The organism is Caproicibacterium sp. BJN0003, assembly GCF_026314295.1.
Classification (GTDB): domain Bacteria; phylum Bacillota; class Clostridia; order Oscillospirales; family Acutalibacteraceae; genus Caproicibacterium.
Window position 1 is genome coordinate 1,915,345 of record NZ_CP111108.1, and the last position, 14,911, is coordinate 1,930,255.

The following is a 14,911-nucleotide window of genomic DNA, read 5'->3' on the forward strand; positions in this document are numbered from 1 at the left end:
ACTAAAATGTTTCGTGGCTCTTTTTGATGTGCCTATTTTAATTTTTGTGGGAATGCCTTTTTCAATTTATTTAATTTGAAAATATAAAAGTTTCGGTTTTAAAAATTTCGGACCAAAAAGATGAAACAAATTCAGTACTTGTCAATCATTGTTTAAAATCTGTATTCAAAGAAGCTCAAAACAGTTATTGAGCTGAAACTGAATTTTACCACATGCAATTTAAAGATTAAGATTTCTGGTTCTGTAATAGTCTTAATATAAAAATATAGAAACATTATCTAAAGAAAATTTGCTCGTGAAGTCGCCGACTTGATTGTTTCTACAGAAAAGGGAAATATCACGAACAAGGGTATCCTGAAGACATTTTTGCCCATACAAAAGAAAAACACACTAAACAAATTTTCGAAAGACATAAAAAATAGCCTTTTGAGAGGCAACCTAAAAAGTTGATTCTTTCAGGTGTCTCTTAAGAGGCTAGCTGGTATTATGCCCTTTTAGGGTTTAGCTGAATTCCCGATTTTCCGGAGACTTAATTTATCCAAATGATTGATGTAAAATTTCATTGCCGGTTATTTGTATTTTTTATCTTTTTTTCCCTGGATACCACCAATATAACAGCCACCCCAACGAGAGAGCTTATGCCAAGCACAATCCATAATACACTATCACTGTTATCTCCAGTTTTAGGACTATTGCCGGCCTCAGTGTTATTACTGGTCTCAGGTGATGACCCGTTGCTTATCGGCACAACCGGTTGCGTTGTAGTGCCCGCCGGCTCGCTTCCCGGTGCCGATGGCTCTGCCCCTGTGTCTCTTCCCAAGGAACAGACGAGAGGCGTTGTCAATCGTTGCTATGCCTAAAAGGTATGATTCAACACAGTGTTTTCCATCCCGCCGTTGCAGTTAATACTTTATGGGTTTAAAAAGTTATCTTCTGTTACCATTTTCGTCAAATACTTTACGTAATGCTCTCTCGGTCAATGCAACACAACCAAATAAAACGACGATTTGTAATATAAAAAGGCATGTGCCCAGTTTTTCTACAATTTGGGTATCTTCTTTAATTGCAAATAGCATAACAATAAGAGAAAACACAAGCATAATCCAGCCTGCAATACGCAACAACTTCCCGTCATGATGATGTGCAAACTCCCATGTATCGCGATTTTTCCTTGCCATAGATGTTTTATGTCCGTCGCTACCATTCATATCATCTGGAACTTTTTTTATGTACTTGTTTCCAAGGATAATCATAACGATTGGAAACAATAAATCCATAATCAAAGTAAAAATCCAAACACAACTAATCAATTTAATCCATCTCCGATTCTATTATGCTAACAGATTGCAGGCTTGTTGTAAAGTAGAGATCAATTCCTTTCACCTTTCAATCTTCCGTACAGAATCAGCTTAATTTAAAGCAATAACTGTTTATTTGCCGATTTTTCTTTCTTCAACATAAAGCTATAATACAATAGTGAATATAACCATTTCCTAGATACCAACCAATAGTAAGCAGACGAAGCCACTAAGAACTATAGCCAAAAGAATACCCATAACACCGCTGATTGAAATGAGCCAACCACCAAATCAGCAGGTTTGAAGTCGCGCATCACTGTCTTTTAACATTCAAGATGAGGAAATATTATCTCCGCTATTTTGTTTGTATTTTAGAATATAGTTAGCAATTACAATGTCGCAAATGCCACCCACTATGGCACTTATTTTGTAAAAATCAGGTATAACTTGTGCTTTTGTGAAGCAATAAACCGTGACCAATATCACAATACAAATAATTGAAAGAGTAACAATCGTTATCCAATTAGCGGTTTGATAGATCTTTTCATTTAGGCGATCCGTGAATTTTTTAAGAAACATAAATGACAGCCACAATAGAAGTGCAACGCCTATGATTACAATTGAGGAAATAAGGAGTTCAGTACGGCTTCCATAACGGTCTACATGCCCTGTAAAATTAAAATGTATTGGAATGTTTTCGGAAAATCCGGAAGAAGAATTCCAGTGATAATCAAAGGCAAAAAGGCAAGCACCCAATAGAAATCAATTTTTTCCGTTAAGGTGCATGATTTTTTTGAAATTGACTACCGGTATATTTTTCATTGTGCAAAATTGCACATAGGCTGTTCTTTCCACAGGGTCTTCCTCCCTTCGTTTTTTTGCCCAGAGCATTCAAACGATCGATAATCGAATTATAGCCATAACCATTGCTATACAGAGGCATTACCAATAAGTAACAATTAGCCACTCCATCTTTAGTTACCTAAAAGATGGAGTGGCATTTTTAATAAAGTAAGCAAATTGTGTAATTCGATTTTTAAATTATAATTATCAAAAAATCAATAGGTGAATGCATTTCCGGTCACCGCAATCATTGCCAGCAAAAGGGCTGCAACAAAGGACCCGACATAAACATTTTTGGTCTTCCTATAAAATGCAGTATTAAGTATGGAAGCAAATGTAAACTGAGGAACAATCGTGATTAACTTCATACTAAATACCAAAGAGTTTGGATGCCCTTGAGGGAATGGGCCAAATCCGTAGAAGAATGGCGGATAATGGTTAAACTTTAATCCCATATAATAGATCACTACGATGATTGTAAAGCCCGCTGCACCAATAAGCCAGCCAATCACGTATTGTTTCAAAACTCCCAGTTTGCTGTCATCGTCCGTTGAGAGCCCTGCAAAGCTAACGCTCGCCACATTTAAAATGCCAAATGAAACAAGAAGCAATAACAAATAGCCCAGAATGTAGGCAAGTCTGGCTGTCGTAATCGGCTTAATGGCGAATATCCAGAAGCGGAAGTCTATATTGAACAGAGAATAACAAGAATTCACAATTACATATATAGCAAAGACAATCGCAACCGCAAATCCTGCCGATTTTACAATCTGCTTCCAGTTCACATTATCATTTAAAATGCCGTAACTCTGCAAACTGCCACCATGCTTTTTACCATAAGCAAAATGCCAGATCAGGAACAACACCAAAATAATAGCTGCGTTGATCAAGGTGAGCCATACAAAATAATTACTCCAATCCATTGGGAAGAACTGATTGGACTTTATTGTTGTCAATGGCAGTCCTATGCTATATAACGTTATCATTGGAATCGCTATTAAAAGAATGATACCAACCCATTTTAAGGGCTTGTTCATCTTAACAGAAGACGTTTTTCCTTCGTATACCAACGAACCGAATAATTTTCCGGAGAAAAGCACATAGCCAAAGCTTACTGCAAAGCACAGTAATGCCAAAATTGCCAAAAGGTCAAAGCCCTCTTTAAACTGCCAAATTTGGCTTGTTGAGACCATATTCGTACCGGTTGGCATAGCTGATTCAAAAAAGCTAAGAAGGCAACTAACCGACTCCGAGCAAACTAGATTTCCGATATGGCTTGTGGTTGGAGTATAAATAACACGGGCATCTTTTTGATCAAAAGAACCGTATACCTGACCGGCAACAATGTCTTTATCCGTGTTAAAGAATTTCTTCATGAAATCTTGCTGCATTAATTCGCCGGTGTTATCCAGATGAGTGGAGAATATAATCATTTCATCATTTTTGCCATTTAAGTATCCAACACTGAACTTATAGTCTTCAGACTTGGTTTTCTTAAGTAAATCCAGGAAAGAGCCGGAACCCCAAGGCATAATCGCTTTGATGTGATCGGAATATTGCAGTGCGGCATTGGTAATATAGGATCCACCCATAGAATGGCCAATCAGCCCAATATTGTCCTGATCGACAAAATCGTAAGAAAGCAATTGCTTTAAGCTGGTTGACGCGCCGCCATCCATTGCAGTTGTCTTCGATTTATTCTCTTTGGAGCCTCCTGCTCCTGTTGCGATATTGCCTGTTACATAGTCAGAAAAGCCACTGCCATATTCATCAACGCTGAGTACGACATAACCTCTCCGCGCCAATTCTGAGCTGAAGTTTCCTACGCATTCAAGATTGTCTCCACCGCCGTGCATGTTGAGAATAGCCGGAGCACGCTTGTCTGCAGAAACACCGTTAGGGATAAACAACTGTGCTCTCAGCACATTCCCGTTACTATCCGGATAATAGATATTTCTTACAGAAACCGTACCGCATCCTGAATTAAAGTAAGACGCAATGGACATGAACAGAAATACAAAAATAAGAGAAACTACCATAACAATTTTGCTTTTGTTTTTGCCCTTCATTTTTCTCTCCTCCAATATAGTTTGAATTTTTTACAATTAAAATCTGCAATGGTTACTAAGTAAGTATTATATTCAATATTATAAAATCTCCTTTCCACAAACTAAAACACAATCTGGTACAGCAAGACTTTCATGCACAAAGGCAACAAGATAGTCCGCACATTGATATGAGTTTTAGCTCCGTAAAATATGAAATGCATTCTATTTCATTGCGTCGTAGATACCCTCAGTTTTATCATCACCGTTTACGGTTTCCGATAGACCTGCACCATAGGCTGATACGCTCAGCGCAACAAATCCGCGCCGTGCAAGATATGCCTAGAGCTGGAGCACTGCCGCTTTTTCTATTGAAAGACAATTTTTATACACCTGCAAAAACTGATTGAACCCCCTGACGTCTTCTGCATCGGGCAGAACTGTATTTTTTTCGCTGTTTTGAAAAACACGGGAGTCAAGGTATTCGCTTAGCGACTCGTTCTCCCCTCGTTCGAGACAAAATGCAGCTAGAACTGCCATTCCCCAAGGCCCGCCTTCTCCTGCCGTCTCCAGCACAGTCACAGGCGTATTGAGCGCCGTGGACATAATCCGCTGCCCGACACCAGGAGTTTTGAAAAATCCACCGTGCCCGGTAATACTTTCTATCCGAACATTTTCCTTCGAAAACAAAATATCCATTCCCAGCCGAAGCGTTGCGCAGGCCGAGTACAGCTGTGCCCGCATCAAGTTTGCCAGCGACCAATTCGCGTCCGGGCGTCTTACAAGCAACGGCCTGCCTTCATCCAAGCCAGCAATCGGCTCGCCTGAAAGATAATTGAAAGAAATCACGCCGCCACAGTCGGTGTCGCCTTTCAGCGCTTGATTATAAAGAAGATCATAGATATCGTGCTTGCTGATTGGCTTGCCAGTGCTTTCTGCGAACTCTCGGAACAGCGCCACCCACGCGTCAATGTCGCTGGTACAGTTGTTGCAGTGTACCATAGCCACGCTTTCGCCGGCCGGCGTCGTAACAAGGTCAATTTCGGGGTAAACATTTTTCAATGCTTTTTCCAAAACCACCATGCCAAAGACACTGGTTCCAGCACTGATGTTGCCCGTCTGCTTTTTGACACTGTTAGTAGCCACCATACCTGTTCCGGCATCACCCTCCGGTGGACAGAAAGGAATACCCGGCAAAAGTGTTCCCGTTGGATCGAGCAGTTTGGCACCTTCCGGTGTCAGCATTCCCGCCTTCTGTCCAGCTGTCAGCACTGTAGGCAGAATACCCTGGAGTCTCCACGGATATCCTTTTTCTGATACAAGACTGTCAAACTGCCGTGTCATTTTCGCATAATAATTGCAGGTGGAACTGTCAATCGGAAACATTCCGCTCGCATCGCCGACGCCAATCACCCGGCTGCCGGTCAGCCGCCAATGGATATATCCAGCCAGGGTAGTAAGATAATCAATTTGCGGGACATGCGATTCACCGTTCAACATAGCCTGATACAAATGGGCAATACACCACCGTTGAGGGATATTGTACTCAAACAAGCTGGTGAGCTGCTTTGCTGCCTCATCCGTAATCGTGTTGCGCCATGTGCGGAAAGGAACCATCAGCTCTTCCTTTTTATTGAAAACCATATACCCGTGCATCATTGCTGAAATTCCCATGGCACCGACAGATGTCAGCTTTCTGTTATATCGGTTCCATACATCTGACATAAGACCAGCAAAGCACTTTTGCAGGTTTTTCCAAATACTCTCGAGAGAATATGTCCACATCCCATCGACAAGCTGATTTTGCCAGTCCTGACTTCCTTCGGCAATCGTGTGAAAATGACTGTCTATGAGCGTTGCCTTGATTCGTGTGGACCCCAGTTCAATTCCCAGACAGGTTTGCCCGCCCTCCAGCTCACGTATTATCTGTTCTTTCTCATCCATTGGGATTCCTCCCCAGCGTATCTTGGCCATAATAGGCATGTTCACCGTGTTTTCTGAGGTAGTGTTTATCCAAAAGCTCCTGCTGCATAGCAGGCTGCGCACGATTTAGCAGAAGGTTCTGCCATGCCATACAGGCGACTTCCTCTAGCACAACCGCATTGTGTACTGCATTTTGGGGGTCAGTCCCCCAAGCGAACGGGCCGTGACTGTGAACTAAAACGGCAGGAATCTCTTCATAAGAGCGTTCCCGGAAGGTTTCCACGATCACGTTGCCGGTCTCCCACTCATACCGCCCTCCAATCTCTTTGGCCGTCATCTTTCTTGTACAAGGAATTTCCCCATAAAAATAGTCGCCGTGTGTTGTTCCAAGCGGCGGAACGCCCAGACCACTCTGCGCAAAAGTGGTAGCCCATCGGCTGTGGGTGTGAACAACGCCACCAATGTTAGGAAATTCCCGATAAAGTACCAAATGAGTATCCGTGTCCGACGATGGCTTGTATCGGCCCTCGACGGTTTCGCCGGTACGCAGGCTGACGACTACCATATCCTCCGGTTTCATTGTCTCGTACTCCACCCCGCTGGGCTTAATCACTATATAACCCGACTCCCTGTCGATTCCACTGACATTGCCCCAGGTGAATGTGACAAGACCGTATTTTTGTAGAAGGAGATTGGCTCGGCAGACCTTCTCCTTTAGTTCCTCTAACATTTTAGCCTCCAGGCGAGATCATTGAGGAACAGCTGCTGTTTTAATCCATCGACTGTTGAATCTTTCGTAATATGTACCATTTCAATTTCATTCATTTCTGCCCAGTCCGTCATCATCTCAGCGGTTGCGTCATAGCTGAGAACACTGTGGTGTGCCCCGCCTGCCATAATCCAAAGCTTTGCGCCGGTGCACAAATCGGGTTGTGCTTTCCACATAACACGGGCGACCGGAAGATTCGGCATATCAAAAGGCGGTTTAATGCATTCAATATCCTGAAGGATGAGTCGAAACCGATTACCCATATCCACCAGCGTCATTACAACAGCTTTCCCTGGATGGCCTTCAAAAACCAGACGGGCAGGTGGTTCGCGGTTGCCGATTCCCAACGGGTGTACTTCAATTCTCGGCTTCTGCGCCGCAACCGACGGACAAACCTCCAGCATATGTGCGCCGAGCGAATATTCCCTTCCCTTTTCAAGATTATATGTATAGTCCTCCATAAACGCGGTACCTCCGCCCATGCCGGCGGTCATCATTTTGACAATATACGTCATGGCACTAACTTTCCAGTCACCTTCTCCGCCATAGCCGTAACCGTCTGCCATCAAATTCTGGCTGGCAAGCCCGGGCAGCTGCTTCATTCCATAAAGGTCTTCAAAAGTGTTGCTGAAAGCATGGATGCTTTCCCGTTCGAACAGGCACCGCATGGCGATTTCTTCTTTGGCCTGATAGCGCACCGTATCAATGCTGTCCGTGGCCATTTCATAACGCTCGGCGTATTCTGCCATTTTTTTATCAATATCGGCTTCGCTTACCCGATCGATTTCCTCTGCCAGCTCGCCAACCGGCCAGGTGTTGACCTGCCATCCGAATTTGATTTGCGCCTCGACCTTGTCGCCTTCCGTAACCGCAACCTCGCGCATATTATCGCCAAAGCGCATTACTTTCAGTTCCCTTGAGGCTTTGTATCCGACAGCAGCGCGCATCCAAGTTTCAAGTTCTTTCAAAGGTTTTTCGTCCTGCCAATAGCCCATGACAACCTTGCGCGTCAGTCGCATTCTTGCGCTGATAAATCCATGCTCACGATCGCCGTGTGCCGCCTGGTTGAGATTCATGAAATCCATGTCCATTTCATCATTGGGAATAGACCGGTTATACTGTGTGGCAAAATGACAGTGAGGTTTTTGCAGTAGGCGAAAGCCCTCTATCCACATTTTGCTGGGGCTGAAGGTGTGACACCATGTAACGACACCACAGCAGCTATCATCCCAGTTGGCTTCTTTCATTAACCGAGTTGCTTCCGCAGGATCTTTCACCGTTCCTTTATAAATCAGAGGGAACGGCAGACGCTTTGTCATTTCTTCAGCCATTTCTTTCGCTCTCGCAGCTACTGTATCCAGAACAGTTTGTCCGTACAGAAATTGAGATCCGACGACAAACCAAAATGTTTTTTCGGTCTTTTCTTCCATATTATTACCTCCAAAAAAGATTTTGTTGTTTATAATAATTATAAATAGCAGTCCTATCCGTCTGTATTTCATAGACTAGCATTAATCTGAGCAATTTTCAATGCAAATTATAGTATCCATCACAAATTCATCGTTTATAACATACTATTCGCTATTTAATTATGCAAATTTTGATAATTTGTATTTATAAATTTAAGATTATAAAATTATTTGTATGTTGTGTGCCCTATATATTGTATTTTTTGCAAAGATAACTATAATTAATATAAATGAAAAGATACAGAAAGGTAGTGTGACTTCCATGGATTCGCAGAAGAAGTACATACAGCTTTATCATTCAATTGCCGATCGCATCAAAAAGGGTGATTTTTCTGTCGGAGATAAACTGCCGACCGAGCAAGATTTTGCCCAGGAATATGGTTTCAGCAGACAAACCGTTCGTCAGGCGCTCTCCAAGCTTGAGGCAGACAAAATCATCTACAAGATTCAGGGCAGTGGTTCCTTTATTTCAGATTCTGTCCTTTCGATAAAAAGGACCATGCGCATTGCGGTAATTACCACCTATATCAGCACCTATATTTTTCCTTCCATTCTCCGTGGGATCGAAACTGTGGCAACTTCCGCCGGTTATTCCATTCTGCTGAAAGCCACCAATAACAGCATTGCAAAAGAACACAGCATATTAGAGAATATTTCCGTTCATGATGTCGACGGAGTGATCGTAGAAGGAACAAAAACCGCGCTTCCAAATCCAAACCTGTCTTTCTACCGTTCACTCGCAGACAGCAATGTCCCCCTTGTTTTTGTCAACGGCTATTATCCTGAGCTTCTGGAAACAAAACGGCGCAACATTCTTTATGTTGTAACGGATGATTATCAGGGCAGTTACGACCTGACATCCGATCTCATCCGGAAAGGTCATACTTCTATCGGCGGCATTTTTAAAAGCGACGATATCCAAGGAATACGCCGTTTTTCCGGCTATATTGATGCTTTAGTCAACAATGATATTCCGGTAGACGACAATCATATTCTTTGGTTCAACACCGAGACGAAATTTGGGATTCGACAGCAGCTTTCCGACTCCTGCCTTCCAAAAGAATGCACAGCAATCGTGTGTTATAATGATGAAATCACTCTGCAGGCTCTGGAATCGATAAACTACCAAAATCAAACCGTCACGGCTCTTCGCTCTTTCGACGGCACCATATCTTCGCAACAGTGCAGTCTCAATTTTTTCTCTTTGCCGCATCCGAAGGAAGCACTGGGCCTGCTGGCAACCAAAAAGCTGATCCACCTCATAAACGGTGAAGATGAAAAAAGCGCCGTCCTTCCCTGGGAAGATAACTAATCCGTATTCCCATAAGTACAAAAATCTGTTGTTTCGAGCTGTATTATTTTGACAGAATTGAATTTCATAAACAGAATTTTAGGAGAGCGTGTTTATGATGCAGAACATTTGTCTGGGCAATGTGATGGTCAATTGGGACGATACGCAAAAGTTGTGAAATTTTTACGCGGGACTCCTCCTGTTTTCTGAGACATTTTAAATTTTCATAATAGGCAGCAGCAAACATGCACCTATAATTTCGCTTTTTCTGATGATTCCTTTATCACTCAAATTACTACACCATCTAGGCCACAAAGCCAAACTGTTTCGTGGCTCTTTTTGTGCCATCTATTTTATTTGTAGACTATAAAATAAAAAAGCGCAGCTGCGGAGAGAAAACTCTGTGGCTGCGCTTTCCTACTAAGCATTGACATCACTTTTCTTCAGAACTATATTTAGACTATAAATATTAAAAGGCTTTTCTGCTTTTAGCAGCATCTCATAAACTGAAATAAGTTTTACAGTTTATAATCGAGGGAAAAATGCAATTATACGATGCAGTTAATCTATGTAATAATTCCGAGTTAACTGAATGGGACATGATTCAGTATGTCAATTTCCTTGTCAATAAAAGCATGAAGTATTCCGTTGAAATACCATTTATGCCCTATAAAAAAGCATTTGAGATTGGAAAAGGATATTGCGTTCAACAAGCATTTTGTGTTCGTGATATATTACGTGAATTAGGCTATGATGTTCAGGCTGTCTACTGCCGGAAAGCATTTTTCAAGGATTCAGAAACCATATCCGGTCATACATGGTGTAGAGTATGTATTGATAACATAGAAAAAGATGTATGCCCATGTAATCCTAATAATCGCCCTGGTAAAGTAAACTTTGTTCCAATCTCACAAGTTAAGAAGTATAGCGGGCTAATTGTAGTGGGCGGATATCTTGGATCTATTCTCGTTTGTTTTAAGCGACTGCTGATCACAAAACTGAAAAGCAAATTTACAAAATAAATACACCTGTGATTACTTGTCAAGAACATCTTGAACATTTTTGTAAAACTAATAAATGATTCCCATTCTGTTTAATTAAAATAGTTGTTCATTTACATTCTGCAAAAAAATCAGAATAAATAGTTTAAAGTGAGGTGCAAAAAATGGACGAATCTAGCTATACTGAAATCATTAAAGATGAGTCGAATCGTGCTTTGTGGGAAGTTGAAAATGTCATTGCCTGTATTCCTGATGAGCTTTGGGACAAATGCTATTGCGAAATGCCTTTGTGGAAACACATCTACCACATGCTGCATTCATTGGATCAATGGTATATCAATCCGAGAGTGTATAATCAGCCCTCCTTCCACCAAAAAGATCTTAACAATCTTGATGTACAGAGTAATAAAAGGCTTAGCCGGGAAAAAATCGGTCATTATTTTGATTTCATTAAGAAAAAGATCATCGATTACGATGATACGCTGACTGATGATATTTTGCTGCAAAAACCGGATCAGTGCGAATGGACTCGCTTCACATTGATTTTAGCACAACATCGGCATCTGCATAGCCATATGGGAATATTAATGGGTTTTATCATTGAAGATACCAATATGTGGCCGAAAACACTTGGCTTAGAGCGACCAATTCCAAACGGTGATTTTGGTACATTCTTTTAGCTAACGTAGAAAGAACTATTCGAATTGCCAACCAACTTCACATAATGTTTATGATACTCTTTCATTGTATAATCAAATCAGACTATATGGAGTAGATGTATGAGTAGGAATTATGTTAGAATTATTTTTAAGATAGTCATTTTTTTATTTATCTTGCAATTGCTACGTATTGGAATAAAAAGTGTTTGTTTTCTTGTTGTTGATAGAACGTATTACTCTGATAGAATCGCTTCGCTTTTTGCAATGGTACTGCTATCGGCACTCATTTTGCTTGTTGCCAAATTTAGAAGAATAGATCTGTCTATTTTCCCAAAACACTTTGGGGCTGGTTATATAATCTTTACCGTAATCGCGTTTGCCTTGTTTGTCTCAACACCAATATTGACGAAAAACAATAGCACATCCGAAATCGTCCTGTTGATTTATTCTGCAATTGTGACACCGGTATTCGAAGAGTTAATCTTTAGAGGATTTGTTTGGAATAAGCTTAATACGTTGTTTAAGAAAGAGTGGATTACATATGTTATGTCAACCTTATTGTTTGCCGTTTGGCATTTCGGGTACATTGACACGATCGCTTTTCATGTGGAAACAGGACTGGCGAATGCTATCATATGGAAGGTTATTACGGGCTTTTGTTTCGGCATTGTTTTAGGGGCACTGCGTCTCAAAACTAAAAACTGTTATTCAACAATGCTTCTGCATGGAGTACTTAACATCTTTGGTAGATAAGATATTTGATGATCACAACAGCCAGCCTGAAGCTTTTCCCGAACTTCGCATCATGTTTAGTATCAACGCTAAAGCTTTTTCGTCCTTAGCCCCTGAGGTCACTAATCATAAAAACAGAACTTATATTATATTCGTAAATTGCAAGTGCAAGTTGGACACCCCCGGTAGAATGGTAGCGAGGGTTCATGCAGCGTAGACGCCGTCCAAGAAAGCATCAAAAAGCTCCTCCGGTGTCTGGTATCCAAGCCGCCTGCGTGGGCGCCCATTTAGCTCGTCAGCAAAGGTCAGGACCTGCGCCGGGGAGAACTTTTCAATGGAGGTTCCCTTGGGAATGAAGTCCCGCAGCAGGCCATTGTGGCGCTCGTTTACAGGGCGCTCCCATGACGAATACGGATGTGTAAAGTAAACCATTGTGCCCCACTGTTCAGTCTGAGCGAAGTTCTCAAACTCTGAGCCGTTATCGGCAGTGATGGTTTTGAAAACACTGCTGAAATGGTCGCCAAACTCGGCGTGAAGCGCCTGCATAGCGGCTTGTACATCCTCGCTGGTCTTTCCGGCAATCTGCATGGCAATGTAGTTGTCAGTCACTCTTTCAACGAGAGTAAATACAACCGCTTCTTTGCCGTTTCGTAGGCCAACGACAGTATCGGCTTCCCAGTGACCCGGCACAGTACGGGCAGTGACCTCATCGGGACGTTCCTCAATACTACGACCCTTGGGACGCTTGTTGATTCGGCTCTTTCCTCTGGTGTTACGGCGTTTCAGGGCATCCGGCACCTCAAACAGAGATAATGACAAGCCTCCAGCCCACAGTTCGTTGTAGAGAGTCTTAGTGCTCATCATCTCATTTTCCTTGAATAACATGTGAAGCCTTGCATAACCCACGCAGGCATCCAAAGACCAGCGATGCTCTCTGACCCGCTGCACGACCCAGTCGATGAAAGCAGTGCAGCTATCCACCTTATGGGGCTTATGGCACCGGCTCCTGTTTGACCTGTACACCGCCTGTCCTCGCTTTGCGGAATAGCCCGGCACTCGGCCTTTGTTGCTCTTGCGGGGCGGTGTGCCCCGACGCAGCTCGTTTCCTACAGTGCTTGGTGAGCAGTTAAGCTCTCTGGCGATTGCACGATTTGAGTAGCCAAGGCGGCGCAGCCGCTCAATTGCGCCTCTATCTTCTCGCTGTAAATGCTGTCCCGGCTTGCGTTCTGGCTCCACTGTGATATAATCTGGGCAGTCCATAGTGATTGTCCTCCTCTGGCAGTTTGAGTGTGTGATAACTCCATTCTACCATGTAGGAAAATCACTGTGGATTTTTCTGTTCAAGTGTCCAACTTCATTTTACAACCGACCCTTATATTATATTACAAAAATTTCAAATGAAATATAGAGGGTCAGTGTGAAAAATGTATTTTTAATTGGTGGAACAATGGGAGTGGGAAAAACCACTACCTGCCAAATTATTAAAAACAAACTGAATAACTGTGCTTTTTTGGATGGAGATTGGTGTTGGGATATGCACCCATTTCAAGTGACTGATGAAACGAAACAAATGGTAGTCGAGAATATTTGTTTTCTCCTAAACAACTTTATCAAATGTTCCGCCTACGAAAACATTGTGTTTTGCTGGGTGATGCATGAACAAAGTATTATCGACGATATTATTTCACGTCTTGATACGACGAACTGCAAAACCCATTCGATTTCTTTGGTATGCGATAAACAAGCATTGTTCTCGCATTTAAAAAAGGATGTAGATGCAGGTATTCGTACTGAAGATATAATTCGTAGGAGTATGGACCGTATGCCTTTATACGAAAATCTCAGCACGCATAAAGTGGACGTATCAAAAATTAATGCTGAACAAGCAGCTAATATTATTATTCAGAGCTGCTAAATACAATTTGGAATTCGCAGTTGATCGTATCCGATAAATAGCTAAGAAGGAAGTGATGGTATGCCACCAAAGAATCGTTTGTCCTCTGTGCAAGAATAAAACACAAATTGTACAGAGGTGTATTAAATGATGAGATTAGATAAACCAGCGTTTTCAAGTGAAACCATTAGAGCAATGGAGGATATGTCGTTTTTTACCCATTCGCTTATTTTTGATGACCTACTGATCGTTGCCCAAAGAGAAACAAACTGCTTCGTATTAAAGACGAATGATGGATTGATTATCATTGATGCTATTTGGCCGTCAAAAAAAGCTTTTGACGCTATCGTAGCTGCAATTAAAGATGTAGGATGGAATCCTGACACTATTAAAAAGCTGCTTCTAACACATGGCCATGTTGACCATACAGGATGTGGTAAATGGTTTGTTGAACAATATCATGTGGACACATACCTCTCCAAGGTGGATGATATTTTCTGGCAGGAACATCCGACAAAGCCAGACAGACCTGAAACATGGAAAGATTACGCTATTGATCATTATCTGCAAGATGGAGATACCGTAACATTAGGTGACAAGACAATATTTGTCTACAGCACGCCTGGTCATACCCCTGGCTGCCTGAGTTATATATTTCCCGTAAAAGAAAATGGAGAAAATCACATGGCAGCCCTATGGGGAGGTACTACGCCGCCTTGGAAAAAGGCCGAAGTGAAACAATACCTGAAATCATTGGATTACTTTGTTTGTGAGGCAATGAACAAACATGTGGATGTGGCATTAAGCAACCACACAGCAATTGATAACGGTCTAGAACGTATTGCGTACTCCAGAAAAAGATTAGCCTATATGCCTAACATTTATATCATTGGACTGGATGGATTTCAAAAATACTGTCAAGTTTTTCGTACGATGAGTTCAGAAAGATTATAATGCCATTTAAATCGTCTCCCTTCACTGTGTTCC

General features: G+C 42.0%; 16 protein-coding genes. 7 read left to right on the forward strand and 9 right to left on the reverse strand.

Going from position 1 to position 14,911, the window contains the following annotated elements; all coding sequences use genetic code 11:
• Positions 1 to 559: 559 nt before the first annotated feature.
• A complete protein-coding gene (locus OP489_RS12370; protein WP_416232476.1) occupies positions 560 to 748 on the reverse strand; it encodes an LPXTG cell wall anchor domain-containing protein in 189 nt (62 codons plus the stop codon).
• On the opposite strand from OP489_RS12370, the gene OP489_RS09565 reads away from it, so the two are divergent.
• A complete protein-coding gene (locus OP489_RS09565) occupies positions 735 to 860 on the forward strand; it encodes a hypothetical protein (protein ID WP_266161757.1) in 126 nt (41 codons plus the stop codon). The genes OP489_RS12370 and OP489_RS09565 overlap by 14 nt on opposite strands.
• Before the next feature lie 66 nt (positions 861 to 926).
• Here OP489_RS09565 and OP489_RS09570 read toward each other — a convergent pair whose 3' ends face one another.
• The 7 genes from OP489_RS09570 to araA all read right to left on the reverse strand — a co-directional run bounded on the left by OP489_RS09570 (position 927) and on the right by araA (position 8,308).
• A complete protein-coding gene (locus OP489_RS09570; protein ID WP_266161758.1) occupies positions 927 to 1,310 on the reverse strand; it encodes an SdpI family protein in 384 nt (127 codons plus the stop codon).
• Positions 1,311 to 1,628: 318 nt separating this feature from the next.
• Complete coding sequence (locus tag OP489_RS12375; RefSeq protein ID WP_416232448.1) at positions 1,629 to 2,054, reverse strand: DUF1648 domain-containing protein; 426 nt, start codon at positions 2,052 to 2,054, stop codon at positions 1,629 to 1,631.
• Between the two features lie 19 nt (positions 2,055 to 2,073).
• The gene (locus OP489_RS09575; RefSeq protein WP_266163523.1) at positions 2,074 to 2,241 is read right to left on the reverse strand and encodes a recombinase family protein; all 168 of its coding nucleotides are present in this window, start codon (positions 2,239 to 2,241) and stop codon (positions 2,074 to 2,076) included.
• 115 nt (positions 2,242 to 2,356) lie between these two features.
• Positions 2,357 to 4,210, reverse strand: coding sequence for an alpha/beta fold hydrolase (locus OP489_RS09580; RefSeq protein WP_266161759.1), 1,854 nt, complete (start codon positions 4,208 to 4,210; stop codon positions 2,357 to 2,359).
• Positions 4,211 to 4,528: 318 nt separating this feature from the next.
• Entirely contained in the window at positions 4,529 to 6,130 is a 1,602-nt protein-coding gene (locus OP489_RS09585; RefSeq protein WP_266161760.1) for a xylulokinase, read from the reverse strand.
• Complete coding sequence (gene araD, locus OP489_RS09590; protein ID WP_266161761.1) at positions 6,123 to 6,839, reverse strand: L-ribulose-5-phosphate 4-epimerase; 717 nt, start codon at positions 6,837 to 6,839, stop codon at positions 6,123 to 6,125. Before araD ends, OP489_RS09585 begins: the two co-directional genes overlap by 8 nt.
• Positions 6,833 to 8,308 carry an L-arabinose isomerase gene (araA, locus tag OP489_RS09595; RefSeq protein ID WP_266161762.1) on the reverse strand — a complete coding sequence of 492 codons (1,476 nt, stop codon included), beginning with the start codon at positions 8,306 to 8,308 and terminating at the stop codon, positions 6,833 to 6,835. Before araA ends, araD begins: the two co-directional genes overlap by 7 nt.
• Before the next feature lie 301 nt (positions 8,309 to 8,609).
• Between araA and OP489_RS09600 the strand changes: the two genes are divergently transcribed.
• The 4 genes from OP489_RS09600 (at position 8,610) to OP489_RS09615 (ending at position 12,051) form a co-directional block, all read left to right on the forward strand.
• Positions 8,610 to 9,659: a GntR family transcriptional regulator gene (locus tag OP489_RS09600; RefSeq protein ID WP_266161763.1), complete on the forward strand. Its 1,050-nt coding sequence runs from the start codon at positions 8,610 to 8,612 to the stop codon at positions 9,657 to 9,659.
• 521 nt (positions 9,660 to 10,180) lie between these two features.
• Positions 10,181 to 10,660 carry a hypothetical protein gene (locus OP489_RS09605; RefSeq protein ID WP_266161764.1) on the forward strand — a complete coding sequence of 160 codons (480 nt, stop codon included), beginning with the start codon at positions 10,181 to 10,183 and terminating at the stop codon, positions 10,658 to 10,660.
• A gap of 143 nt (positions 10,661 to 10,803) precedes the next feature.
• Positions 10,804 to 11,319, forward strand: coding sequence for a hypothetical protein (locus OP489_RS09610; protein ID WP_266161765.1), 516 nt, complete (start codon positions 10,804 to 10,806; stop codon positions 11,317 to 11,319).
• Between the two features lie 99 nt (positions 11,320 to 11,418).
• The gene (locus tag OP489_RS09615) at positions 11,419 to 12,051 is read left to right on the forward strand and encodes a CPBP family intramembrane glutamic endopeptidase (RefSeq protein ID WP_266161767.1); all 633 of its coding nucleotides are present in this window, start codon (positions 11,419 to 11,421) and stop codon (positions 12,049 to 12,051) included.
• Between the two features lie 183 nt (positions 12,052 to 12,234).
• Here OP489_RS09615 and OP489_RS09620 read toward each other — a convergent pair whose 3' ends face one another.
• Positions 12,235 to 13,290, reverse strand: coding sequence for an IS30 family transposase (locus tag OP489_RS09620; protein WP_266161768.1), 1,056 nt, complete (start codon positions 13,288 to 13,290; stop codon positions 12,235 to 12,237).
• 157 nt (positions 13,291 to 13,447) lie between these two features.
• On the opposite strand from OP489_RS09620, the gene OP489_RS09625 reads away from it, so the two are divergent.
• Together OP489_RS09625 and OP489_RS09630 are read left to right on the forward strand one after the other, a co-directional pair.
• Complete coding sequence (locus OP489_RS09625) at positions 13,448 to 13,945, forward strand: AAA family ATPase (RefSeq protein WP_266161769.1); 498 nt, start codon at positions 13,448 to 13,450, stop codon at positions 13,943 to 13,945.
• Positions 13,946 to 14,071: 126 nt separating this feature from the next.
• Positions 14,072 to 14,878: an MBL fold metallo-hydrolase gene (locus OP489_RS09630; protein ID WP_266161770.1), complete on the forward strand. Its 807-nt coding sequence runs from the start codon at positions 14,072 to 14,074 to the stop codon at positions 14,876 to 14,878.
• Positions 14,879 to 14,911: the final 33 nt, after the last annotated feature.